Origin of the sequence: Paraburkholderia sp. WC7.3g (assembly GCF_050436345.1) — a bacterium.
Classification (GTDB): Bacteria; Pseudomonadota; Gammaproteobacteria; order Burkholderiales; family Burkholderiaceae; genus Paraburkholderia; species Paraburkholderia podalyriae.
Window position 1 is genome coordinate 2034454 of record NZ_JBNDMA010000001.1, and the last position, 23952, is coordinate 2058405.

Annotated in this window: 19 protein-coding genes and 1 pseudogene; 13 read left to right on the forward strand and 7 right to left on the reverse strand. The window is 64.4% G+C overall.

The window, feature by feature from the left end; genetic code table 11:
• Nucleotides 1–16: 16 nt before the first annotated feature.
• The 9 genes from OKW43_RS09385 to OKW43_RS09425 all read left to right on the forward strand — a co-directional run bounded on the left by OKW43_RS09385 (nt 17) and on the right by OKW43_RS09425 (nt 11547).
• Nucleotides 17–1306, forward strand: coding sequence for a DotU family type VI secretion system protein (locus OKW43_RS09385; RefSeq protein ID WP_429446759.1), 1290 nt, complete (start codon nt 17–19; stop codon nt 1304–1306).
• A gap of 46 nt (nt 1307–1352) precedes the next feature.
• Nucleotides 1353–4898, forward strand: coding sequence for a type VI secretion system membrane subunit TssM (tssM, locus tag OKW43_RS09390; protein ID WP_429446761.1), 3546 nt, complete (start codon nt 1353–1355; stop codon nt 4896–4898).
• Entirely contained in the window at nt 4895–5596 is a 702-nt protein-coding gene (tagF, locus tag OKW43_RS09395) for a type VI secretion system-associated protein TagF (protein WP_429446763.1), read from the forward strand. Before tssM ends, tagF begins: the two co-directional genes overlap by 4 nt.
• A 167-nt stretch (nt 5597–5763) precedes the next feature.
• Entirely contained in the window at nt 5764–6360 is a 597-nt protein-coding gene (locus tag OKW43_RS09400) for an OmpA family protein (protein WP_429446765.1), read from the forward strand.
• 21 nt (nt 6361–6381) lie between these two features.
• Nucleotides 6382–7338: a hypothetical protein gene (locus OKW43_RS09405; protein WP_429446767.1), complete on the forward strand. Its 957-nt coding sequence runs from the start codon at nt 6382–6384 to the stop codon at nt 7336–7338.
• A gap of 55 nt (nt 7339–7393) precedes the next feature.
• Nucleotides 7394–7945 (forward strand): hypothetical protein, encoded by a 552-nt coding sequence (locus OKW43_RS09410; RefSeq protein ID WP_429446769.1) that lies wholly within the window; start codon nt 7394–7396, stop codon nt 7943–7945.
• A gap of 152 nt (nt 7946–8097) precedes the next feature.
• Nucleotides 8098–9084 (forward strand): hypothetical protein, encoded by a 987-nt coding sequence (locus OKW43_RS09415; RefSeq protein ID WP_429446771.1) that lies wholly within the window; start codon nt 8098–8100, stop codon nt 9082–9084.
• 86 nt (nt 9085–9170) lie between these two features.
• Entirely contained in the window at nt 9171–10049 is an 879-nt protein-coding gene (locus tag OKW43_RS09420; RefSeq protein ID WP_187637210.1) for a c-type heme family protein, read from the forward strand.
• Nucleotides 10050–10113: 64 nt separating this feature from the next.
• Nucleotides 10114–11547: a serine/threonine-protein kinase gene (locus OKW43_RS09425; RefSeq protein WP_429446773.1), complete on the forward strand. Its 1434-nt coding sequence runs from the start codon at nt 10114–10116 to the stop codon at nt 11545–11547.
• A 70-nt stretch (nt 11548–11617) separates the two neighbouring features.
• Here OKW43_RS09425 and OKW43_RS09430 read toward each other — a convergent pair whose 3' ends face one another.
• A complete protein-coding gene (locus tag OKW43_RS09430) occupies nt 11618–12799 on the reverse strand; it encodes a tannase/feruloyl esterase family alpha/beta hydrolase (protein WP_429446775.1) in 1182 nt (393 codons plus the stop codon).
• A 258-nt stretch (nt 12800–13057) separates the two neighbouring features.
• Here OKW43_RS09430 and OKW43_RS09435 point away from each other — a divergent pair, with 258 nt between their 5' ends.
• Nucleotides 13058–13813: a hypothetical protein gene (locus OKW43_RS09435; protein ID WP_429446777.1), complete on the forward strand. Its 756-nt coding sequence runs from the start codon at nt 13058–13060 to the stop codon at nt 13811–13813.
• A gap of 151 nt (nt 13814–13964) precedes the next feature.
• Nucleotides 13965–14285 carry a DUF4148 domain-containing protein gene (locus OKW43_RS09440; RefSeq protein ID WP_187637208.1) on the forward strand — a complete coding sequence of 107 codons (321 nt, stop codon included), beginning with the start codon at nt 13965–13967 and terminating at the stop codon, nt 14283–14285.
• A gap of 102 nt (nt 14286–14387) precedes the next feature.
• On the opposite strand, the gene OKW43_RS09445 is transcribed toward OKW43_RS09440, so the two are convergent.
• From OKW43_RS09445 to OKW43_RS09460, 4 genes are all read right to left on the reverse strand, one after another.
• The gene (locus OKW43_RS09445; RefSeq protein ID WP_429446779.1) at nt 14388–16784 is read right to left on the reverse strand and encodes a putative bifunctional diguanylate cyclase/phosphodiesterase; all 2397 of its coding nucleotides are present in this window, start codon (nt 16782–16784) and stop codon (nt 14388–14390) included.
• A gap of 150 nt (nt 16785–16934) precedes the next feature.
• Nucleotides 16935–18296 carry a metallophosphoesterase family protein gene (locus OKW43_RS09450; protein ID WP_187637206.1) on the reverse strand — a complete coding sequence of 454 codons (1362 nt, stop codon included), beginning with the start codon at nt 18294–18296 and terminating at the stop codon, nt 16935–16937.
• Between the two features lie 211 nt (nt 18297–18507).
• A complete protein-coding gene (locus tag OKW43_RS09455; protein WP_429446782.1) occupies nt 18508–19800 on the reverse strand; it encodes an NRAMP family divalent metal transporter in 1293 nt (430 codons plus the stop codon).
• 319 nt (nt 19801–20119) lie between these two features.
• Complete coding sequence (locus tag OKW43_RS09460) at nt 20120–20953, reverse strand: class II glutamine amidotransferase (protein WP_429446784.1); 834 nt, start codon at nt 20951–20953, stop codon at nt 20120–20122.
• A 181-nt stretch (nt 20954–21134) separates the two neighbouring features.
• Here OKW43_RS09460 and OKW43_RS09465 point away from each other — a divergent pair.
• Both OKW43_RS09465 and OKW43_RS09470 read left to right on the forward strand, forming a co-directional pair.
• Nucleotides 21135–21892: pseudogene (locus OKW43_RS09465) on the forward strand (molybdopterin-dependent oxidoreductase); the annotation flags it as partial.
• A gap of 102 nt (nt 21893–21994) precedes the next feature.
• Nucleotides 21995–22666 (forward strand): SagB/ThcOx family dehydrogenase, encoded by a 672-nt coding sequence (locus OKW43_RS09470; RefSeq protein ID WP_429446786.1) that lies wholly within the window; start codon nt 21995–21997, stop codon nt 22664–22666.
• A 34-nt stretch (nt 22667–22700) separates the two neighbouring features.
• On the opposite strand, the gene OKW43_RS09475 is transcribed toward OKW43_RS09470, so the two are convergent.
• Both OKW43_RS09475 and OKW43_RS09480 read right to left on the reverse strand, forming a co-directional pair.
• Nucleotides 22701–22985, reverse strand: coding sequence for a hypothetical protein (locus tag OKW43_RS09475; protein ID WP_429446788.1), 285 nt, complete (start codon nt 22983–22985; stop codon nt 22701–22703).
• Between the two features lie 25 nt (nt 22986–23010).
• A complete protein-coding gene (locus tag OKW43_RS09480; RefSeq protein WP_429446790.1) occupies nt 23011–23907 on the reverse strand; it encodes a cation diffusion facilitator family transporter in 897 nt (298 codons plus the stop codon).
• Nucleotides 23908–23952: the final 45 nt, after the last annotated feature.

Consider the following 23952-nt stretch of genomic DNA (forward strand, 5'->3'; position numbering starts at 1 on the left):
ATTGAGGATGCTGATCGTGAGTCCTGACGAACTGCGTGGCCCCGCCGACGATCCCGGCGCGACGATTCTGATTCCGACGCCGGGCGGCGCGCGGGCGGCGTTCACGGCGGCCGCGACGACGCCCGCGCCGATGCTGCCCGCGGGCGGCGGACTGAATCCGCTGTTGCGCGCGGCCAACCCGCTGATCGAACTGGCACTGCCGTTGCGCCAGTTGCCGACCCATCCGAACGTGGAGGACCTGCGCAGCCAACTGATGCAAATGGTGCGCAACTTCGAGACGCAAGGCCGCGCCAACGGCATCGATGACGAGAAGCTGGGTGCCGCGCGCTACTGCCTGTGCACCTTCCTCGACGAAGCGATCGCCAGCACGCCGTGGGGCGCGGGCTTGTGGGGCAGCCGCAGCCTGCTGGTGACGTTCCACAACGAGGCTTCCGGTGGCGAGCGCTTTTTCCTGATCCTGCAGCGTCTCGCGCAGAACCCCGCGGGCAATATCGACGTGCTCGAATTGATCTACGTGATTCTCGGCCTGGGTTTCGAAGGACGTTACCGTCTGATCGACGGTGGCCGCACGCAGCTCGACACGATCCGCGAACGCCTCGAACAGATGATTCGCGGCCAGCGCGGCGCGGCCGAACGCGATCTGTCGCCGCACTGGCTGCCCGTCAAGGTCGAGCGCAAGCCGTTGTTGCAGCTGGTGCCGTTGTGGGTGGCGGCCGCAATCGCCTGCCTCGTGCTGGTGATCGTCCATCTGGTGTTGAGCTTCCGGCTCAACGACATGTCCGACCGCGTGTTCGAAGCGCTGCACGCGATCCGGGTCGCGCCGGCTCCCGTGCTTGCGTCGAAGCTGGCGGCGGCGCCCAAACCTGCGCCGAAGCTATCGCAGTTCCTCGCGCCTGAAATTGCCCAAGGCCTCGTGCGTGTCTCGGAGTTGCCCGACCGGACCGTCGTCACGATCAATGGCGACGGCCTGTTCGGGTCGGGCAGCGCCGATCTGGCCGCGGGTTTCGTGCCGCTCATCCAGCGTATCGGCGACGCGTTGAAGGAAGTGCCGGGCAACGTGGTGGTCGCGGGTCACACGGACAGCCAGCGAGTCCTGTCCGCGCGCTTCCCGTCGAACTGGCATCTGTCGCAGGCGCGCGCCGAAGCGGTGCGCGACATGCTCGCGTCGCGGGCCGGCAACCCAACCCGCTTCAGCGCCGAAGGGCGCGGCGACGCCGAGCCGATCGCGCCGAACGACACCGCCGCGAATCGTGCGCGCAACCGCCGTGTCGATATCACGGTGCTGGCGCCGGGAGCGGCATCGTGAAGGCCTCGCTGACGAGTCCGTCGCGGGCGGCGCAGGGGAGCCGGGTATGAAGATCTTTGGCTGGCTCAGACGAGCCATCGTGCTGTCGTTGCTCGGCGTGCTCGCGCTGTCGCTGATCGTGTGGGTCGAGGGGCCGCTCGTCGCGTACGCGGGTCATGAGCCGCTCGAAAGCAACAGCAGCCGCTGGGCCGTGATCATCGTGTTGCTGCTGGTGTGGGCGCTGTACTGGATCGGGCGCTGGATCGCAGTGCGCGTCGCCAACATCAAATTCACCCGCGTGGTGGCGGAGGGACCGGCCGAGCCGGCGCCCGGCAAGAAGGAATCCGAAGCCGACATCGCCGCGTTGAAGCAGCGTTTCGAAGCCGCGATGGCGACCTTGCGCAAGGCGCGGGTCAAGGGCCGTTTCGGCAGTCAGTATGTGTACCAGTTGCCGTGGTACATGTTCGTCGGCGCGCCCGGCACGGGCAAGACCACGGCGCTGCTGAACTCCGGGCTCAAGTTTCCGCTCGCCGACCGGCTCGGCAAGCAGTCGATCGGCGGCGTGGGCGGCACGCGCAATTGCGACTGGTGGTTCACCGACGATGCGGTGCTGCTCGATACCGCGGGCCGCTTCACCACCCAGGATAGTTTCGCCGAAGCCGATCAGGCCGCGTGGGCCGGCTTCCTGCAGCTGCTGCGCAAGTATCGTCCGCGCCGGCCGCTGAATGGCGTGATCGTGGCCTTGTCGACGCGCGACCTGCTGCAACTGTCCGACACGCAACGCGCGCAGCAGGCGCAAGCGGTGCGCGAACGGCTCAAGGAACTGTACGGCCAGCTCGGCATGCGTTTTCCGGTCTACGTGATCGTGACCAAGTGCGACCTGCTCGCGGGTTTCGCCGAATTCTTCGACGATCTCGGCCGCGACGAGCGCGAACAGGTCTGGGGCATGACGTTCCCCTTCACCGGGCAAGGCTCGCCGGACGACGCACTGGCCGCATTTCCCGCCGAATTCGACGCGCTGGAAAAGCAATTGCAAGCCCGCGTGCTGAACCGCATGCAGCGCGAGACCGATGTGCGCCGGCGTGCGCTCGTCTATGGATTTCCGCAGCAGTTCGCGGGTCTGCAGGCCGTGCTGAAAGGCTTCCTCGACGAAACCTTCAGTACCTCGCGCTTCGAGCAATCCGCGTTGCTGCGTGGGGTGTATTTCACGAGCGGCACCCAGGAAGGCCGGCCGATCGATCGCGTGATGAGCGCGGTGGCCTCGGCGCTCGGCTTCCAGCAACAGGTCGTGTTGCCCGATCCGGCGAGCGGGCGCGCGTACTTCATCACGCGGCTGCTGCGCGGCGTGATCTTCGAGGAAGCCGGACTCGCGGGCGTGAACCAGAAGCTGGAGCGGCGCCGCGCGTGGTTCCAGCGCGCCGCGCTGGCGGCGATCGGCGTCGTCGCGGTGCTGGCGCTGGTGCTGTTCTTCGTCAGCTATCAACGCAATCGCGCTTACGTCGCCGCTGTCCAACAGCACGTCACTGAGTTGCAGAAGCTCGCGCAGACCAGCCAGCCCAGCGACGATCCGCTCGCGCTGCTGCCGCTGCTCAATGCCGCGCGCGATCTTCCCGGCGGTTACGCGGACCGCGACAGGAGCGTGCCGTGGCTGTCGCGCCTCGGCCTCGATCAGGGCGACAAGCTCGGCCTCGAAGCGCAGACCAGTTACCGGCGGCTGTTGCGGCAGACCCTGTTGCCGCTGGTGGTGAGCCGCATGGAAGAAGAATTGCGCCGCGGTGACGCGAACAATCCGGACTTCCAGTACGAAGTCTTGCGCGCGTATCTGATGCTGGGCGATTCGCTGCACTACGACGCCGACTCGGTACGCTTGTGGGCCGATGTCGATTGGCGCCGCGGGCCGTTGCGCGATGCGAGCGACGATCAGCGCAACGATCTCGACGGCCATCTCGCCGCGCTGTTCCAGCCCGCGCGCTTCGATGCGTCGCTGCCGCTGGACAAGGATCTGATCGCGCAGGCGCGCGCGACGCTCGCCAGAATGCCGCTGACGCAGCGCCTGTTCAACCGCGTCAAACGCGATCTCGAACAGAGCCGACTGCCGGAGTTCAGCGTCGCCAACGCGGCGGGGCGCAATGCCGCGCTGGTGCTCGTGCGCAAGAGCGGCGCGCCGTTGACGCGCGGTGTTTCAGGCGCGTACACGCGGGCCGGCTATCAGAAGTTCGGGCAGTTGCGCGACGCGGCGGTCATCGATATCGCGAAGGACGATTGGGTGCTCGGCCGACAGGAATCCGTGGCGACGCCGGCCGCTGTTGAGGATCTGAAGGCGGGCATCACACGCCTTTACTACGACGAGTACATCCGCCAGTGGGACGCGTTGCTCAACGATATCGACGTAGCGCCGTTCGACGGCGTGGAGCAGGGTGCGCGCGTGGCCAACGTGCTTGCCGCGACCGACTCGCCGCTGCGCTCGCTGATGCTGGCCGCGGCGCAGGAAACCACGCTGGGCGGCGCGAAAACGGGCGCCTCGCTGACGGAGCAGGGAGTTGCCGCGTTGACCAACAAGCTCGATGCGGCCAAAAAGCGCCTCGAGAGCGCGCTCGGCAATCAGCCCGAAGACGCGGCGCCGCCCGCGCCGGCCGAACTCAATCCGGTCGATGCGCATTTCCAGGCGCTGCATGAACTCGCCGGCAAACCGGGCACGCCGGGCCCGGTTCCGCTGGACACGCAACTCGCCGCGCTGAAGGACGCGGCGACCTATCTCGAGGCCGCGGACTCGGCGCGCCGTCAGGGCTTGCCGCCGCCGCCCGGCGATGTGTTGAACAAGCTCAAGCTGGCGGCCCAAGGCTCGCCGCCGCCGCTGGCGTCGGTGGCGACCAACGTCGCGAGTGGGGCGGGGTCGCTGATGGTGGGCGGAGAGCGGGCGCGCCTGAACGCGTTGTGGCAGGCGAACGTGGCGCAGCTGTGCCGGCAGGCGCTCGATGGTCGCTATCCGCTCGTGCGCGGGTCCACGCGTGACGTCGCGCCCGACGACTTCGGCAGGCTGCTGAGCCCGGGCGGTTTGATCGACGACTTCTTCCAGAAGAACCTGGCAACGCTGGTCGACATGTCGGGAGCGCAATGGAAATGGCGCAGCGGCGTCGATACGCTCGGCATCCCGGTCGACGTGCTCGGGCAGTTCCAGCGCGCGGCGCAGATCCGCGACGCGTTTTTCCGGGGCGGTGGCCGCGATGTGTCGGTGCGCTTCACGGTGAAGCCGCTGACCATCGATCCATCGATTACCCAGTTCACGCTCGACATCGATGGCCAGCAAATGGTGGTCAAACCCGACGCGCCGCAATCGATGGTGTTCCAGTGGCCGAGCGGCAAGGGCACCGGCCAGGCGCACGTCGAGTTCACGCCGGCGGGCAGTGCTCCGGCGGCGCGCGCCGATGGACCGTGGGCACTGCTGCATCTGATGGACGACGCGCATCTGCAATCTACCGCGCAACCTGACCGCTTCCGCCTGAGCTTCGACTCGGATGGCCGGCGCGCGGAATTCGAACTGGCGGCCAGCAGCATCGTGAATCCGTTTCGTCGCGCGATGCTCGAGCAGTTCCGCTGTCCCGATCGGCTATGAGCGGCGAGCCTGCGCAGCAGCCGACACCGGGGCCCGGCTTCTTCGGCAAGGTGCGCACGCATGGCGACTTCGTCGCGCGGCGCCTGCCGGCTGAGTTCGTCACGCGTTGGGATCAGAGCTTGCAGGAAGGCATGTTGCTGGCGCGGCAGCGCTTTGGCGCGCAGTGGCTCGCACTGTATCTGAGTGCCCCTGTGTGGTGTTTCGCGTTGGGCGCGGGCCTGTACGGCCGAAGCGCGTGGGCGGGCGTTCTGACGCCGGGCGTGGACCGCGTGGGGCGCTATTTTCCGTTCACGATCGCCGAGGCGATCGACGGCGCCGAACTTGAGCGGCGACTGGCCGATGCGCAGGCATGGTACGACCGGTTGATCGCGCTGGCATTGTCAACGCTGACGCCTGAATTCGCACTCGATGCATTCGACGCGGCGTTGCGAGCGGAGAGCCTGTTCGACGGCACTCGCGCATCGATGCCGTGGCGGCTTGCGATCCGTGACGCAGCCGACGGCGGATTCGCCGCCTTGCTCAAACAGACTGCCGCGATGGGACACGCTATCTGGTGGAGCGACGGATCGCCGGCCGTGCCGGCTTCAGTGAGGATTTCCGCGCGTGCGACGACCGGTTTGCAGCTCGCGAGTCTGCTCGACGTCGGCATGGAAGAATGGGATTCGGTGATCGACCTGAGTTCGAACGCGGGTGCATAGCAACGTCATCACCGGCGCGTTGCGTTGGACGACGGTTTCAAATTGACTTCCCATCATTCGTCTTTAAAGGATGAGGCTGTCATACGCCGGTTCCCGCCGGTGTTCGCCGACGGTCCGTGACGGGCGCTGGCGGCCTCACCGCCTATCCATTCCGCGGAGATCGCCTTATGTCGCGCCTGACCCATTCGTGTTCCGGACGGCGCTCGGCAGGCACTGTTCTGTCCGCCGCGCTGTGCCTCTTCGCCTTGCTGTGCACGGCCACGCGCGCAGCCGAGCCGGTCCTGAACGAGAAGGACATCAACGAGCAGTCGGTGACGCGCGCGCTCGAGCCCGACGAGTCGGGCGACAACGTCGTGACGCGCGGCTTCGTGCTGTCGAACCAGCCGCCGTCCGCCGCGCCGCGCCCCGCGCCCGCGAGAAAACCGGCCGCGCAAATCCTCATCACGTTCGCCACCAATTCGGCGACGCTCACCGACAGCGCGAAGGCCGCGCTCGACAAGGTCGCCGGTGCATTGCAGTCGGAGAAACTCGCGGCGTACCGGTTTCGCGTCGAAGGGCACGCCGATCCTCGCGGTTCGCCCGATCTCAACATGAAGCTCTCCGAAGACCGTGCTGCCGCGGTGGTCGAATATCTGACGCAGAAGGCTGGCATTGCATCCGAGCGGCTGTCGTCGCTCGGCAAAGGTTCTTCCGATCCGTTGAACAAGCGCAATCCGACGGCGCCCGAGAACCGTCGGGTGACGATCGTCACGGTCACGGATTAGGCGCTTTCCAGGTTGCCGCCGATGACACGTTATCGTGGGTATGGCGACGTGACGACGGGCGCGGCGCTGCTGTTCGCATGCGTGACCACGATCGCGGTCGCGGCGGGTCCACAGGCGTCGAACCACGCCGCCGATGGAGCGGGCGCGGGTCCCGTGCCCGTGGCCGTCGATGACGACACCGTTGACCACACCGCGGCGGTGCGCTTGCCGCTTGCGCAGCTCGCCGCCGCATTGGCACCCGACGCGCGCCTGCAACTGTTCACCATAACGGACCAGCCCGGCCTCCATGTGATGCAGGCAGCCAGCCTCGCGCAACAGGGCGCGATGTTTGCGCGCGTGGTGGCATTGCTCGAACGGCGCGATATGCCGCGCGACCGCGTGGTGTCGGCGGCGGCCATCGCGGCTTACGCGCGGCGCTTCGGCACCGATCCGGCCGGGCTGACGGCGGGCAACAACTTCAGCACGGAGGAGCTGACGCATTTTTTCGAAGTCGCGCGCGAGCAGGGTGTGGTGCTGAACCAGGGCGAGCGCACGTTGCAGACGATTCTCGTGCGATGGCGCTTGATTCGCCAGCAGCAGGGCATCTGGAAAGCGGCAAGCGCACACGATTTTCTGATCACCATTCCCGGGCTGAGTCGCGCACCGGGCGGCGAGACGATCGACGCGACGCTCAGGGCCGCGATCCTCAGTCACGAATTGGGCCATTGGCAGTACTTCTCGGACGGCGCATACGCCCACGCGTGCCGCGCGTTCTGGTGGCAGGTCTTGAGCTATGACGAACGCGCGGAGTTGACCCGGCAACTGGAGGACCTCGGCTACGACCCGAGCGACCGGATCGTGATCGATGAGATGCAGGCCTATCTGCTGCATACGCCTGCGCCCTATATGCCGATCATCGACACGCCGGGTCCTGGCGGGATCGATGTCGGCAAGGTGCGGCGGCGCTTGCAGGAAGCGCTCGCGCGAGCGGGCCGATAGAACGGAACGAGCGAGCCGCGCGAGCAGCGCGCGAACCACGCCTTCGAGGTGACGCATGACGGACTACGCTGAACTCAACCGCATTTTGCCGCGCCTATCGCAGGCTCGCGCGGCCGCCGCGTTGAGCAATGAGGTCGCCCCGCTGCTGGTCGATCTGTGGGCTGACGACTATCGGCGGCGCGTCGCAACGTGCGAGTTGCTCGAAACGTCCGTCGGCCAGTTTTCATATCTGTTCGATAGGACGACCGAGCGCCTGGTCGCCGCGTGGGGAATCAGTCAGGGAAAGAGTACGGTGCCGCGCAAGGAAATCGCGCCGCGGATGCGGGGACATCCGCTTGCCAACAGCGGAATCTACCACCGCGGCCATGCCATTCCTCACACGCTCGGCGGCTCGACCGATATCAACCTCGTGCCGCAGTTGGGCAAGATCAATTCGGGACCATTCCGGGCGTTGGAACGACTCGCGGTCAGTCACGCGGGAGCGCTTTACTTCACCTACTGGTTGTACGGGCCAGGCGATAGTCAGGTGCCGGTCGGCGTGGAGCAAGGACTGCTGGTGCCGGGGGCAACTGCGTGCACGTTCAAGCTGGCGACGTTTGCGAATTGACGCATGCGCGGCTTGTTCAAAACGCGAGCGGGACTGGCGGTTTATTCGGCGCGAATGGATGTTGTGTGCTGCCCATCGTGGGTCAACCCCTCGACGAATCGGACCGTCTACGATAAACAGTACCGCAGACACCGACGTAACGGACCCCGATGATGCGACCCGAACGCCGTTTCCTCGCCATGCTGGCGTCAGCCTTCCCGCGCGTACGCGCAGGCGGCGCGTTGGCGCTGTTTGCGTGCGCGTTGCCGTTTGCCCATGCGGACGTCGTCATCGCGTACGCCGATAGTCCCGTGTCGGTGATTCGAGGCGCGTCACTGTATCGGACGGGGGAGGGCGCCAGGCTGCGCGACGACGACATCATCGAAACCGACGCCGGCAAGTCCGCCCAGCTCGAAGACGGTGCGGGCACGCTGATCGCGCTCGGGCCGCAAACGCAAGTCCTGCTCAAAACGCCGTCGGCGCCGCAGAACGTCGCGGCGGGACCGGTGCGAATCACGATGCTGAGCGGCTGGCTCAAGGCCGGCTGCAACCTGAGCGCCGCCGCACCAGCGCCGTTGTCGATCGAGCTTCACGGGCTTGACATCAAACCTTCAGGCACGGGTCCGTGGTCGGTCGTCGCATTGGCCACTACCGGGCGCGCTGGAATTTTCGCGGAGTCCGGCGATGACGCGATCGTCGTCGTTCGCGCCGCAGCCCAGGCGCCCAGGCAGACCTTGCATGCGGGCCAGTACCTCGAGCGACATGCGGACGAGCCGCCGCGCGCGCAAGCCAGGCCGTCAACGGAGTTCATCGGCACGCTGCCGCCTGGCTTCCGGGACGCTCTGGTCGCGGTAGCGGGACGGCTCGCGAGCAGGCACGATCTGCCTGCGCCACTGCGCGCCGTCGATTACGCCGACGTCTCCGACTGGCTCACGAGCAGCGTCAGCGAGCGCGGCAGCTTCGTCAAACGATTTGTTCCGCGCCTGAAAACTCCTGCCTTCCGTGCGCAGGTCGACGCCCATCTGGACGTTTTGCCGGAGTGGCGCCCGATTTTGCATCCACCGCCGCCGCGCCCGGCGAGCGAGCCACACAAAAGGCCCGAGCAAGCGCCGCCGGCGGTGCGTCCCGAATCCGTCCCTAGCTGGCTATACCGGCACTAACCTACGCCGGACGACGTCGACGCGCCTTGACGTACCATGCACCACCAGGCGTTGACGCCCTTGCACACCATTCGCGTGGAGCAGCCATGAACCTGTCGTTGACCTTGAAGTTCAATCTCGCCTTCCTCGTCGTGTTCGCCGCGGGATTCGCCGCGACGAGTGTCGTGGCCGACCGGGTGTTGCAGGAAAACGCAGTGCAGACGACCGTGCGCGACGCGAGCCTGATGATCGAAGCCGCCACCGCCGTGCTCGACTACACGTCCGATCAGGTGACGCCGCTGCTTGCCACGCAGATCAAATACGCGTTCGTGCCGCAGTCGGTCCCCGCGTATTCCGCGATCGAGAGCCTGCTCGCGATCCAGAAAAAGTTTCCGGGCTTCTCATACAAGAACGCGATGCTCGATCCGACGAACCCGCGCGACCGCGCCACGGACTGGGAGACCGACGTGATCCGGCGCCTGCATGACCACCCTGAATTACCGGAGCTGATTGGCGAACGCGCGACGCCGTCGGGCCCCAGCCTCTACATCGCGCGGCCGACCCGCATCGACTCGGCCACCTGCCTCGAATGCCACAGCACACCCAGCGCGGCGCCGCGCACGATGATCGACAAGTACGGGCCGGCGAACGGCTTCAACTGGCCTCTGCATGAAACGATCGGCGCGCAGGTCGTGTCCGTGCCGATGTCGCTGCCGCTGGGACAGGCGCACAGCGTCTGGCGCACGTTCATGCTGTCGTTCGCCGCGGTGTTCGGATGCGTGCTGATCGCGCTGAACCTGATGGTGCATTTCCTCGTGACGAAGCGGCTCAAGGCTTTGTCGCGCGCCGCCGACGAAGTCAGCCTCGGCAAGCTCGACACGGCATCGTTTTCGACGCGCGGCGGCGACGAAATCGCCTCGCTCGCCGTGTCGTTCAACCGCATGAAAACGAGTCTCGTCGAAGCGTTGCGGATGCTGGGAGCGTAAGCTGGCGTGGTCGGCCAGGCTCCCCTCGATCGGAACCCGAATGAGCAGAATGAGCAAACAAGCAATGCCTACGCAGATTGGCAAGTACCGCATCGACCGCGTGCTCGGCACCGGAGCAATGGGTGTCGTCTATCTCGCGTTCGACCCGCACCTGGAAAGACCGGTGGCGCTGAAAACCGTGCGTCGCGAACTGCTCGCCAGCGAGGACAGTAGCGGCGACATGCTGGCGCGTTTTCGCAACGAGGCGCGCGCGGCCGGCCGGCTTGCGCATCCGAACATCGTCACGGTCCACGATTTCGGCGAAGACGACAGCAGGGCCTACATCGTGATGGAGTACGTCGCCGGACATGGCCTCGATACCTTGCTGGTGCCCGGCCACCCGCTGCCGCTGTCCGACGCGTTCCACTGGCTGGCGCAACTGCTCGCCGCGCTCGCGTATGCGCATGAGGCCGGCGTCGTGCATCGCGACATCAAGCCTGCGAATCTGCTCGTCACCGCGGCAGGGCTTCTCAAGGTCGCCGATTTCGGCGTCGCGCGCATCGGCTCGTCCGCAACCTCGTCCGGTTGGATGATCGGCACGCCAAGCTACATGTCGCCCGAGCAGTTCGAGGGCGAATCGGTCGATGCCCGCGCGGACCTGTTCTCGGCCGGCGTCATGCTGTACCGTATGCTGACTGGCCGCCAGCCGTTCGCCGGCTCGCCGGCTACCATCAGGCGGCAGATCCTGAAAGATGCGCCGACCCGGCCATCGGCAATCGTCGCCGCTTTGCCACCGGCGATCGACGCGATGCTTGCCAGGGCGCTCGCGAGGCGGCCAGAAGACCGCTTCGGGTCCGCTGCGGAATGGCTCGCGAGTTTGAGATCGCTGGTCATCTCACCGGCGCCGGCCGACGATGACCTGACTATCGTGACGCCGTCCGCTTATTGGTCCGCGTCCTCACCAGCGCATGCGACGGGCGGCGCCAGCAACTCGCCTATGCCTTCGGCGCCGCAGAGTTGGCCGCCTGACATACTCGCGCGCATCGAACGCCAACTCGCGACACACATGGGCCCGCTCGCGAGCCTTCTGGTGCGACGCGCGGCCATGCAGGCGAACGACCTGCCAGCGCTCGGCGCGCAACTGATGGCGGTGTTGCCGGATTCGGCGCGCAGCCAATTCGAGCAGGACTTCGCACGGCTGACGGCGGGCGTGCCCGATGGGTCGATGTCGACGTCGTCATCGACGGGCCCGCGGGTCGCGACGGCTGCGGTAAAGGTATCGTCCGTATCGCCGGCGACCGCCGCAGGCATGCTACCGGCCGGTGCGATCGATCAGGCCAGCATCGATGCCGTCGCCGTTAAGCTGGCCGTCTATCTGGGCCCGATCGCGAAGATGATCGCCAGTCGCGAGGCGCGGCGTGCGGTGAATTTCGACGAGTTCCTTCAGCGGGTCGAAGACTGCATCGCCGACGCCGCGCAGCGCCGCCGGTTTCGGCACGATGTCGATTCATCCGCTTAGCGTCACCAATCGAACGCCGGGTACGTCAAAGCGCCGGTGGAGAGGCCGGCTAGCCTCTCCATCACCGGTTTCACTGCACGCAGGTAAACGACGCCGCGCTATTCACATCGCCGGCGCCGTTGTAGCTGGGCCATGCCGGATACTGGCACAGCGGGCGCGTGCGTCCCGGCACGCCCTCGGTGTCGGTGACCACCTGATGCGCCGGCGGCGTGCCGTGCTCGACCCAGTTTTCCAGCGTCGTCAGCGAGTCCCACGACGCATTGAACTCGGTGCCGACCGCGTGCTGCAGCCCCGGAATCTCATAGAAGCGCGCGAACGATGCGACCGCGCCAAAGCCCATCGTCACCAGCATGCGCTGATAGTAGATCTCGGTTGCCCGCGTGCTGACGGTCTGATCGACGGTGCCGTGCGCCATCAGCAACTTGCCGCCGCGCTGTTTGAAGGGCGTCAGATTCGCGTCGGTCGCGTCGAGCCCCGACAGCATGCTGACGCGCCCGGACCATCGACCGGCAACCGCGGGGTTGTACGTCAGCGAGTCGAAGTTCGGGTTGTCCATTACCGTGTAGCGGACGAAGTCGTCGGCGATCTGGCCGTCGAACATCGCGGTGCTTTGCAGCGGATACGACGGCTGCGTCGTGCCGAGCGCGAGCGTCGTGACGATGCCTTCGAGCGGTGAACTGCTGCCCACCCCGAGATCGGCGCCATACACGTTATAGCCGGGATACAGCGTTTCGCCGCTTTCGAGCGGGTACGCAAACACGAGTGGCGTGTTCATCGTGTTCAGCGCCGCGATCTGCCGGTCCGACAGGCACGTGTCGCCGCGCGCGATACCGCCGGCGCAACGCAATGGCTTGCCGTCGACGCTGGCCGTCGCCGGGTCGAACGTCGCATTGCACGCCTGCACGTTGCTGATGAGCCCGTCGACGACGCCGTCGAGCCCGTCGCAAGCCTGCATCACCGCGTTGAGCAGCAGCGCGCGCTGCGCGGTGTCGAGGTATGCGCCCGGCGCCGCGAAGCCTTCGGTCACGCGCAATTGCTGAAGGCTCAGCGTCGTAAAGTCGTACGCGGGATTGAACGCGATAATGCCGTCCCACTCCCGCGGCCAGCGCTGCGCGACGGTCAGCGCCTCGCGCCCGCCTGTCGAGCCGCCCGCGAAATACGCCTTGTACGGATGCTTGCCGTAATGCGCGTCGATGATCACGAGCGACGCATCGGCCTGTCGATGTAGTTCCGATCGGTCAAAATCAACCAATCAATCATAGTCGCTAACTCACGCAACACGCGCCGAATCGTCATCGCGGGCACGCCTGAGTGTCGTACTCGCTCGACACTGCGAAGCCACGTAAATCGAATCGGGAATAACCACCGCAGCCCCGCGGTCTTGCAGGTAAGACTGACGGCAAATGGGTGATCAAATGAACATCGTCGATATGGTCCGCGCATCGGAACAGGTCGTCATCGAAGCCGCGATTGCCCGACACGTGGCGCACGTCACCAGCGGGACGTTCGCATGACGTTGCGGATACAAGCCGCGCTGCGCCGGATGCAACTCGGCTCCGGCGTGGTGTTGCTGGTCTATCTCTTTCTCCATCTGCTCAATCACGCACTCGGAATCTGGTCGCTCGAACTTGCCGGACGTGGTCTCGTTATAGCGCTGCGGCTCTGGCGCAGCGCGCCTGGAACGATCGCGTTGTACGGGGCGGCCGCGCTGCATTTCGCGCTGGCGATGCGAACGATCTATGCGCGCCGTCACTGGGCGTTGCCTCCGGTGGAGTGGGTGCGTCTGTGGGCAGGACTCAGCCTGCCGCTGCTGCTGATCCGTCATGCGGTGACGACCCGGCTCGCGTCCTCGCTGTATGGCTTCGAACCGGACTACGAGCGCGTCGTGATCCAGTTGCTAACGACAGGTACGCAAGGTTTGCAGCTTGCGCTGCTCGCGCCCGGATGGATACACGGATGCCTCGGATTATGGTTTCGCTTGCGTCACATGCGCTGGGCGCTTCGCATGAAGCCTGTGCTGTTCACTTCGGTCATCATGCTGCCATTGCTGTCCGCGGTGGGCTTTGTCCGTATGATGCGAACCGTCGAAGCGAAGCGGGCGATCCTCGCGGCTCCCGATCCAAAACTGATTGCGCATCAGCTCACGCTGAATGCCTGGCGTCACGATCTCGTGGCCTTATATCTGGCTCTAATCGTCGGCGCGTTCGTCGCGGGTCAATTGCGCAACGGGGTCGAGCGGCGAAGATTGCGTGGGAGTTCTATTTAGGCATCCGGAAGTATCCGGCTTATCTCAGTGCTCCTTGACGCGAAGCCCGGGAATATCCAACGAGAAAACTCCGTCTACCGGATGTGCATCACGTAACTCTCACAATATATACGGATGCGCGAATACGTCCTCATGTAAAAAGGAGTGCAACATGAAATCGGAATCGTTGAATCAATCCGCGGTCTCCCCGCTAGTGAGCTTCGCGATCGCTGGTGCGATGTTGATGGCGAACTCGGCGGGCCTGTATGCGCAAACTCTGTCCGAGCCCGAACCTCATCAAGTCACCCGCGCGGAAGTCATGCACGAACTCGAGGAGCTGGAAGCGGCCGGATATAACCCGTCGCTCGGCGACGATGGTTCATATCCCGCCGATATTCTAGCTGCCGAAGCGAAGGTCGCTGCCATTCATCGAGCCGAAAGAGACGCGGCGATGAGTGCGGGACAGAGCGCGCAACCGGTGCGCACGCATTGACGGCGAAGGCGGGAACTGGAACGGAACCGGTCTGGGTGCGTCGTCGTACGCAGATCGAGGCCGGCAATCGCCGGCTGCGCCCGGTCGTCGCGGATCTGTTTATCAGTCGGAGCAGGAGCTGGTTGCTCCCGCTGCGAACGCGGGCGCGAAGCTTTCGCAGTGAACCAGATTCCCTGCATTCGTCGGCTTCGTCAAAAAGTACCCTTGCACGTAGTCGCAGCCCGCGTCGCGCAGCGCATGCAACTGTTGATTCGTTTCGACACCTTCAGCCGTCACTTCAATGCCTAGTTCGTGCGACATCTGAATGATGCCGCGGACGATCGACGTGGCCGCCGCGTCGCGGCCCAACCTTGCCGTGAATGAAAGATCGATCTTGACGATGTCCGGCGAGAAATCGGCCAGATAACGCAGGCTCGAATACCCCGTTCCGAAGTCGTCGATGGCGATCCGCACGCCAACGCGCTTGAGCGCCATCAGCGTTGCTTGCGCGAGCGTCGGGTTTTCCATCAGCGCGCTTTCGGTCAGTTCGATTTGAAGGCAGCGCGGCGGCACCCGGTGTTTTCGCAGCGCCTGGTCGACGATCGCGACAAGCGCGTCATCCCGGAGCTGACGTGCGGACACGTTCACCGACATCGAAAGCTCTTTGCTGCCGGCGGCCTGCCAGACGGCCAGTTGAGCGAGGGCCGCGTCCACGACCCACGCCCCGACTTCGACGATGAAGCCGCTTTCTTCCAATATCGGGATGAAGCTGCCAGGAGCCACTAACCCTCGCGCCGGATGATTCCATCGAACGAGGGCTTCGACGCCTTTCACCGCCAGCGATGCCGGTTCATGAATGCCCTGGAAATGGAGGACGAATTGGTTCGACGCGAGCGCCGTCGGCAGATTACGCTCCAGTTCGAAATCTCCGAGCACATCGCTGGACGCTTCGTCGGCGAACCGGAAGCCGTTGCGGCCACCTTTTTTCGCCGCATACATCGCGATATCCGCGCTCGTGAGCAGCGCGTCGTGCTCGCGGCCGTGTTCAGGAAAGATCGATATGCCGATCGACGCCGTCACGAATGGCGCGGCGTGGTCTTTTCGAACGTCGCTCGAAAACAGGTTCAGAAGCGACTGCGCCAAGGTTGCCAACGAGACCTTGTCGCTGTCGCCCTTGACGATGACCGCGAACTCGTCTCCGCCGAGGCGCGCTACACAGGCATCCGGCGGAAGTGCGCCCTGAATGACCCTGGCGATGTCCTGCAACAGACGGTCAGCGGCCGTATGGCCTAGCGTATCGTTGAGGACCTTGAACCGGTCGAGGTCGACGAACATCAGAGCGAAGGCGACGTTCTGCCTGCACAGCGTCTTCATGTGGCGGATCAGCGCGCTGCGGTTAGCCAAACCTGTCAGCCCATCGGTGTGGGCCAAATGTTCAAGCGCCGCGAGGCGTTCCTGTTCCAGCGTGATGTCCTCGCTGACACCGACGATGCGCACCACGTTTGCGGAGCTATCGCACACGGGATAGGCCGTGCTTCTGATCCAGCGCACGCAACCGTCAGGCCGGCGGATGCGATATTCGCAGCGACCTTCCGCGACTTCCGTCGCGATGCGGCGCATCTCGGCGAGCAAAGGCTCGAGGTCCTCAGGCACCACGAGTTCGAGCCACGCGGAAGGCCTGTTGCCGAGCTCTTCAGGCGTCAGGCCGAACACGCTCTCGACACCTGCGCTGACATGATGACAGCGTTCAAAATGCGAGCTATACGAATAGAACACGAGCCGCACATGCAACTCCATCTCATGCATCAGCTCATCGCGTTCGCGCAGTGTTTTCAACAGCTCGGACTGCTGGGTAACATCCTCTGAAGCACAAAGCAGCGCGGCTACCGCACCGTCGTCGCCTGTCACCGGCGTGAGGGTGGAGTACCACCATTTGATCCGCCCCTTCGTCGTCGCGCAGCTTCCGGTGAAAGATGCGCTCTTGCCGGAAAGGGCGCCCGCCAAAGCCTGCTCCGCCGCTGTGCGGTCCTCGCCGGTCCAGAAATCGAGCCAGTCGGCGCCGGCGAGCTGCTCCGGTGACTCCGCCTCCATCAACATGGCGCCATGCTCCGACACCCGCAGCATTTTTCCGTCCGTGGCGAGCACCTTCAGGCAGTCGCGATTCGCATGCAGAAGGCCGCCCGCTAGTGCGGTGGCCGCGCTCTGCTGGGCGTAATCAAACGCGAGTTTTCGACGAACCACCGCGAGGCCGGCGACGCCTGCCACCATCGACAATACGAGACGTACGGTCATCTCCGCTTCGCTGACTGCATGGTGCACGACAGCACCGATGCCAACGCCGGCGGAAATGGCAATCAGCACACTCGTTACCGGTATGGTCCTGCGTTGACCGAAGCGCGACAGGAAATACGAAAGAAACTGCTGGTTGCGGGCTGACCAGCCATTGGCGTGTGCGTCGTTATCGACCTGGGACTCAAGCGGATTGGGTTTTTTAGGGCACGGTGCCGCTTTGGGTCTCACGCTGTTCTCCGACTAGCTGGTTGAGCGACAGCCCCGACCGCTAGCTGCCGCCCCATCTTTACTATTACGGTACGAATCCTCGAATCTTTAACGCGTGGAGCCAGCAGGGAATCGCGGAGCGCTTCGGATGGGTGTCGGATTGTGCGCTCATCAGCCTTTGTTGGGCTTGACCTGCGCGAACTGACGAATGCTGTCCGCCAGAGCGGGCACGCCGAAGTCGCGAGCGACGTAGTGAGCCACCTGCCGGGTGGCCAGATCGATGGTCACGTGATCGTCGGGCGCTTTGGTGTTGGGTCCGTCAACGGCGGGATGGTATTCGATACGCAACTGTCTGGCGTTGGCGACCAGCCGTAAATAGCCGAAGTTGCGGTCGTCGTAGTTTTCGAGGACGACGGCATCCGTGTCTTTCGATGCAGCCTGCATCAGTTGCGGCGCGCGAAGGGGCGGCTGTCCGTTGGTGGTGAGTCGTTGCACCGCATGACCGCCGTTCCCACAAACGATGTAAGGAATGTGGGTGCCGTCGGAACGGGTTCGCGTGAAGCGCTGATAGTTGTGCGCGTGTCCCGCGAGGTCCGCATGTGGCCATATGCCGACCTCGTTGCAGACGGCATCGATCTGCTGTTGCATGTCGACGCTCCAGCCGTGACGGCCGCGCGCCACATAAGGGGGATGGTGATGCGCGAAAAGCAGGGCGCCTCGATAGTTCTCTTTCTTGACCCGCAATAACGCCGCTTTCAGAAACTTCAACTGGCTGTTGCCGATGTGACTGTCCGCGATCACACCGGGATCCTCGAGCGTATTGCTGTACAACGCAATGATGCGCACGAACGGCGCCTCGAACGTAAAGAAAACGCCTGGCTGGATTTGTGCCGTGCGTGAAAGGTGGCCGGCATCGGGAGAGACCTGGAAGCAGTCGGAGCAGAAGTTCCTGAGAAACGCCTGCAGGCTTTTCTCATGCTTCAACGGCGAAACCATGCCGTCGTGGTTGCCGGCAGCGGCGAGAATCGGCGCATGATAGTCGCGATACGGCTCATAGAACTGATCGTAGTAGTACTGCGCTTCGCCAAAACTGTAGACGATGTCGCCCAGCAGAAAGTTGAATTGCGGCACCTCGGCGGGATCCGCTTCGTCGAAGTCGCTGACCATCTTGTCCGATACTTCATTCTGTGTTGCCGGACCTTTGGTGCTGCCACAATCGCCGGTGGCGTGGAAGACGATCTGTCCGCTCGCGGTGATGCCGTCGAGCAGCGTCTGGTTGTTGTCGACCACCTCCGCGAACGTCAGCCGGGGCTCGGTGCCGCCGCGCGGCGCGGGAAACGGCAGCGCCTTCAGCTTGTGCTCGCGGTTCAGTTCGTCGATGACCTTGTAGGCTGCGGTATCGGATGCGTGCCTGACCACGAAAGTTTGCGGGTCCGGCGTGGGCTGCGGCTGCGAGAAAACGGGCGCGGCGAGAATCCTGCCGCTGTGGTTGCCGCTTGCGGCTGTCGAGTCGTCTGAACGCTTCTTCGGCATGTCCGATCCTCCTTGATCGTCGAACGGGTGCGGCCACGCGGTTGTCGGCAAATCGTCAGCATGTGACGGTGCCGTCTCTGGCCGGATGCACCGTTGAGACGAGCGTGGAGCGAGGAAGTTCAGATCCGGTTGCCGCTCGGCGACCCGTTGGCGCGAATTGCGTAGCACCGCTGTTCCGTGCGAAAGCCGGGTTCGCCGTGGCACGCGTTCGTCACGACGGCACGAACACGCCCACTGCCGCCAGCGCCATGGCGAGCGTTGCCAGCCATCCTCCCCAGGCCAATACGCCCTTGACGGCGAACTGTCCCATGATCCGCCGGCTGCGGGCCATCGACATCATGATGACCATGATCGGCACCGCGGCAAGGCCGTTGATCACCGCGCTCCAGTACAGCGCGCGGATCGGGTCGAAATGCATGAAGGTGATGGCCACACCGCCCGGGATGGCCAGTGCGATCACCGCATAGAACTGCCGCGCCAGGTTCAGATGCAACGCGAGGCTGCTGCGCCAGCGAAAGCTGCCCGCGGCGGCGTAGGCGGCCGAGCCGGCGAGGACCGGCAGCGCGAGCAGGCCGGTTGCGACGATGCCGAGCGCAAACAGCATGTAAGCGAAACGCCCGGCAAAAGGCTCGAGCGCGCGCGCGGCATCGGCCGAGGTTTTCACGTCGATGTGATGCAGATGCAGCGTAGCCGCCGCCGTCAACATGATGAAGAATGCAACGAAGTTGGACACCCCCATGCCAACCCACGTATCGAAACGGATCCTTCGCAACTGCGCGGGCGCCTGGTGCGGTACGCGGCGCAACGGCGCCTGTTCTGGTGCCGAGCGCATTTCCTCGACTTCCTGCGACGCCTGCCAGAAGAACAGGTACGGACTGATCGTCGTGCCCAGCACCGCGACGACCATGGTCAGATAGTCCGACGTGAGGGAGACGCGCGGCAAGACGATGGCGCGTGCAACTTCACCCCAGGAGATCGGAACGATGAATGCGACCGCGACGTACGCAAGCAGCGACAGGGCGGTCCACTTCAGAATGCGCGCATAAGTGTCGTAGGGGACAAAAATCTGCAGAACGACGGAGAAGACACCGAGGCCGACCACATAAACGTGCTGCGGCCCCGGCAGCAGCAATCCGGCTACGGCGCCCATTGCCGACAAGTCAGCGGCGATATTGATGATGTTTGCCACGACGAGCAGCGCGACCGCGCCGTACAGCAGCCATGGCGGGTAGTGCGCGCGCATGTTCGACGCGAGGCCCTTGCCGGTCACCCGGCCAATCTGTGCGCTCACCAGCTGTATCGCGGTCATCAACGGATACGTGATCAGGACCACCCACAGAAGGTTGAATCCGAACTGCGCGCCGGCCTGCGAATACGTGCCGATTCCCGACGGATCGTCATCCGCGGCGCCTGTGACGAGGCCAGGGCCTAGCCGCTTGATCCAGGATCGCTCGATGCGGTCGCGAACCTCCGATTCGGGCTCGATCAATTTTTCGTCGTTCATGTATGTCACCTCGCGGCAACATCAAGCAAATCGCAGGCCCGGGCGTTCGTGCCAGCGTCGCGCGGCTTTGGGAGGCGGGCATAGGAATCGGCTGCACATCTTGGACGCGCTCGACGAGCGCACCGGCGAAGATGCGCAAGGCGCCTCCGCTGAAATGCGCGGAAATGCGGGTTCCTAAACGGGAGTAACGAACTTTGGGCCGCGCCGGCGGACACCGTCACGCATGGTGAAGAGGCTTCGTCCGCAACTGGATCTCGTCGATCGCGTAAGGCAAGTCTTCGAGCACGATTGGCTTGGCGCGGCTCAGTCCAGGCGCGGCTCAGTCCAGTCGCGGCTTGAACGCATATTGCCCAATCTCGCCGCCGTGCGCGACCACCGCCGTGCTCTCGGGAATTTCCTCCCAAAAGCCCGGCAAGTCCGCGAGCGGCTCGGACAACACGAGGAACGCATTCTCGCCGGCCGTCTTGATGCGCTCGTCGTCGGGATACAACTCGCGCAGATGACGGAACGACGTGCTGTGAAACAGCGAGCGCGACTGTCCTTCGCTCGAATAGCGGACCGCGATGATCTGCTCGCCGTCGGTCGCGCACACAGTCATGTTCAGCGGTTCATCCACGCCATTCCGGCGGCCGGTGGCTTCGACGAATCCGACCATCCGTTCGAGCGCGGTCACGGGTGCGAACTCCAGCCCGAAGGTCAGTGCGAGAAAAAACAGCACCTCGGAATCGGTCGAGCCTTCGATGGACGGGAACAGATCAGGGTCGATCTTCACCATCAGGTCGCGGCGCACCGTCGGATAGTTGCGCACCAGGCCGTTGTGCGCGAACAGCCAGCGGCCGTGGCGGAACGGATGACAGTTGGTTTCCTGCGACGGCGTGTCGGTCGCCGCGCGCACGTGCGCGACGAACAGCGGCGAGTGGATCGCCCGCGCGGCCTCGCGGAGATTGCGGTCGTTCCACGCGGGCTGGATGCAGCGGTAGCGAAACGGAATGTCAGTGGGATGTCCGTACCAGCCGATCCCGAAACCGTCGCCATTGGTGGTGGTGGCGCCGAGCCGAGAATGCATGCTCTGATCGATCAGTGAATGCCGGGCGTTGAACAGCACGGTTTCGAGCTGAAGCGGATTGCCGGTATAAGCGAGCCAGCGGCACATGATTGCTCTCCTGTCGGTTGCGCGTGACAAGCCTACACCACCCGCGGGCGGCGATCGTAGGACCAAAGTCCGATTGAGGCAGACACCGTACCTGTCACTATCAAAGTCGGCGTTGAGGTGCTTCCGTGCCGGGCATCGAGGCGAGCTTGCACCGGCCTAATCTGATAGAGGCAGGACGCGTATGAGCCACTTTCTGGACTTCACGGCCTCCCATCCCCAGTTTTCGGATGGTCATGGCGCTGTCACAGACGAAGACCGGCAATGGGAGGATGCTTACCGCCAGCGCTGGCAGCACGACAAGATAATTCGCTCCACTCATGGAGTGAATTGCACGGAGTCCTGCTCATGGAAGATCTCTCAAGAAACCCAATGGAAAAGGCGGCATCGTCACGTGGGAAACGCAGCAGACGGACTATCCGCGCACCCGGCCCGACATGCCCAATCACCAGCCGCGTGGATGCTCGCGAGGCGCATCCTATTCGTGGTACCTCTATAGCGCGAACCGCCTGAAATACCCACTCGTGCGCAGTGCGCTCGTCAAGCTCTGGCGCGAGCGTCGCGCTTCGCTGGACCCGGTGCAAGCGTGGCAATCGATCGTCACGGACGAGGCGGCGCGGCTATCAGAGCCGCCGGGGCCTTGGCGGCTTCATTCGCTCCACATGGGACGAAGTCAACGAAATCGTCGCGGCCGCCAACGTTTATACGGTCAAACATCACGGACCCGACCGGGTGATCGGCTTTTCGCCGATCCTGGCGATGTCGATGGTCTCGTATGCGGCGGGTTCGCGTTATCTTTCGCTGATCGGCGGCGTTTGCCTGAGCTTCTACGACTGGTATTGCGACCTGCCGCCTGCCTCGCCGCAGACCTGGGGCGAGCAGACCGACGTGCCCGAATCGGCGGACTGGTACAACTCCACGTTCATCATGATGTGGGGGTCGGCTCCGCGGAAGTCGTTGGCGGCGCACTTGCGCCGCGCTGGGACCGCCGCGCGCAAGTTGGCCGCAAACGCGCAGCACTGAGATTCGCGCATGGAGGTGCCGATGAAACGCCGTGAACTGCTGGTTGCGCTGGCCGCGGGCGCGCTTGCCGAAAGTTCTGCCAGCCTGGCGCAGGGTAGCCAGGCGCAATACACCAATGAGATTACGCTGCCCAAGGCGAACGTCACAGGCACGGTCTCCCTCGAGGAAGCCATCGAGCGGCGCAGGTCCGTGCGCCGCTTCGCGCCAAAGCCGCTGCCTGTCGAGGCCATCGGCCAGTTGCTGTGGGCCGGGCAGGGCATTACCAGCCCGGACGGCAAGCGCGCGGCGCCATCGGCCGGCGCTTTATACGCGCTTGAACTTTACGTGGTGACGGCGACCGAGGTGATGCACTACCTGCCTCAAGGCCACCGGGCCGAGACGCGAGCCACGTCGGACCTGCGCCCCGGGCTGAGATCCGTTGCGGTCGACCAGGCGTCTGTCGAGGCCGCTCCGGCCGTGCTCGTGGTGGCCGCCGAGCCGAGCCGGCTGTCGCAGAGGTATGGCGCGAGAGCCAATCTGTATGCCGATCTCGAGGTCGGGCATGCGACCCAGAACATGCTGCTCCAGGCCGTCACTCTGGGGCTCGTCGCCGTGACCGTGGGCGCCGTCGACGGGGCGCCGGCAGCGCGCAAGCTCGGCCTGCCGCACGGCCAGACCGTCGTCTATCTGATCCCGGTCGGCTTTGCGGCCTGAGTGGTTGCTGAGATTCGTCAAGCCTTGGCGTGGTCTACGGCTTGCGGCCTCGGACCTCGGGCGGTAGAGCGCCACGCGTTGGATCGTGCTCAATTTGCCGAACGACGGGTAGTAATGTATCGACACAGTCCAGCGCGTCCGATAGCCGCCCCAGCACGATGAGCGAGCGGGCCTTTTCGAGGCGACCGTGAAACACAGCGTCGCGCGGTCCGGCCACTTCGACCTGGTCGACGAGCTGTCCGATTTCGGCCTTGATGCGCACACAGTCGCTGGGACATTGGGGGCCGATCCAGTTGCGTATTGCCCGGATCAACACCATACAATCGTCGTATTCGCACCGCAAACTATCCATTATCACTGTCAGCCATATTGCGCCTGGCCTGATCGGGCAGACGCTTCGTTGTCCGCTCCATTAGGGGGCAAAGCACCCGATCGCCCCTGCGTACTATGGATAAAGCAAGCGGTGCGCCACGACTCGCCTGCGCCCGGCGAACACGCAGCAAAGTGATTTGCAATTCTGACGGCCACGCGTGCATCTCTTCGCGTATGCGCTGGTGCGCCGATTCACCCACGAGAAGCGATTTGATCTCGCTCATCGAAAACAGAGCCGAGGCCATCAGCACCAGGCCGACGCCGATACTGCCGAGCGCATCGTAAAGCGGATTTCCGGTGAGGACGGTGATACCGATCGCGATCACGGAGACGAGCACTCCCGCTACCGCGGCGAGATCTTCGCTGACCGACAGCATCACGGACGGCTTGCCGCTTTCCTTGAACCAGTTCAACAGCCCCTTGGCGCGATGCCGCGGCTCGATCGTGCGAATGGAAGCTCTCAGAGCGAGTGCCTCGAGCACGCCGGACACGCACAATACGCCGATCGCTAGCAGAGGTCGTTCAAGCCGCGAGTGATGCATGGCTCGAAAACCGCCGATCACGATCGACGCAACGCCTCCGAAGATGAACAGTTGCATCGCCACCAGCATTCCATAGAAATAGATCTCGCGACCGAAGCCGAGTGGATGTTGCTCGTCGGGCGTGGCGCGCGCCGCACGATGACCGACGAGCAGGACAAGCTGGTTCAGGCAGTCCGCGCTGGAGTGGACGGCCTCAGCGAATGCCGACCCCGAGTTGGTATAGAAAGCGACGGCGAACTTGCAGACGGCGACAGCGATATTCGAAGCGAGAGCGTAATAGACCGCGCGTGGCGCAGACGATGTGTGCCGCCCGGACCCGGCCCCCATGACCTTCTCTCCTGTTTCACGGCGAAAGCGGGCGATTGCCGACCT

Coding starts and splice junctions, on each gene's coding strand:
- OKW43_RS09415 (WP_429446771.1), top strand. CDS start 8,098: ATGCGACCCGAACGCCGTTTCCTCGCCATGCTGGCGTCAGCCTTCCCG.
- OKW43_RS09420 (WP_187637210.1), top strand. CDS start 9,171: ATGAACCTGTCGTTGACCTTGAAGTTCAATCTCGCCTTCCTCGTCGTG.
- OKW43_RS09425 (WP_429446773.1), top strand. CDS start 10,114: ATGCCTACGCAGATTGGCAAGTACCGCATCGACCGCGTGCTCGGCACC.
- OKW43_RS09440 (WP_187637208.1), top strand. CDS start 13,965: ATGAAATCGGAATCGTTGAATCAATCCGCGGTCTCCCCGCTAGTGAGC.
- OKW43_RS09435 (WP_429446777.1), top strand. CDS start 13,058: ATGACGTTGCGGATACAAGCCGCGCTGCGCCGGATGCAACTCGGCTCC.
- OKW43_RS09450 (WP_187637206.1), bottom strand. CDS start 18,296: ATGCCGAAGAAGCGTTCAGACGACTCGACAGCCGCAAGCGGCAACCAC.
- OKW43_RS09405 (WP_429446767.1), top strand. CDS start 6,382: ATGACACGTTATCGTGGGTATGGCGACGTGACGACGGGCGCGGCGCTG.
- OKW43_RS09470 (WP_429446786.1), top strand. CDS start 21,995: ATGAAACGCCGTGAACTGCTGGTTGCGCTGGCCGCGGGCGCGCTTGCC.
- tssM (WP_429446761.1), top strand. CDS start 1,353: ATGAAGATCTTTGGCTGGCTCAGACGAGCCATCGTGCTGTCGTTGCTC.
- OKW43_RS09460 (WP_429446784.1), bottom strand. CDS start 20,953: ATGTGCCGCTGGCTCGCTTATACCGGCAATCCGCTTCAGCTCGAAACC.
- OKW43_RS09475 (WP_429446788.1), bottom strand. CDS start 22,985: ATGGTGTTGATCCGGGCAATACGCAACTGGATCGGCCCCCAATGTCCC.
- OKW43_RS09455 (WP_429446782.1), bottom strand. CDS start 19,800: ATGAACGACGAAAAATTGATCGAGCCCGAATCGGAGGTTCGCGACCGC.
- OKW43_RS09480 (WP_429446790.1), bottom strand. CDS start 23,907: ATGGGGGCCGGGTCCGGGCGGCACACATCGTCTGCGCCACGCGCGGTC.
- OKW43_RS09410 (WP_429446769.1), top strand. CDS start 7,394: ATGACGGACTACGCTGAACTCAACCGCATTTTGCCGCGCCTATCGCAG.
- tagF (WP_429446763.1), top strand. CDS start 4,895: ATGAGCGGCGAGCCTGCGCAGCAGCCGACACCGGGGCCCGGCTTCTTC.
- OKW43_RS09400 (WP_429446765.1), top strand. CDS start 5,764: ATGTCGCGCCTGACCCATTCGTGTTCCGGACGGCGCTCGGCAGGCACT.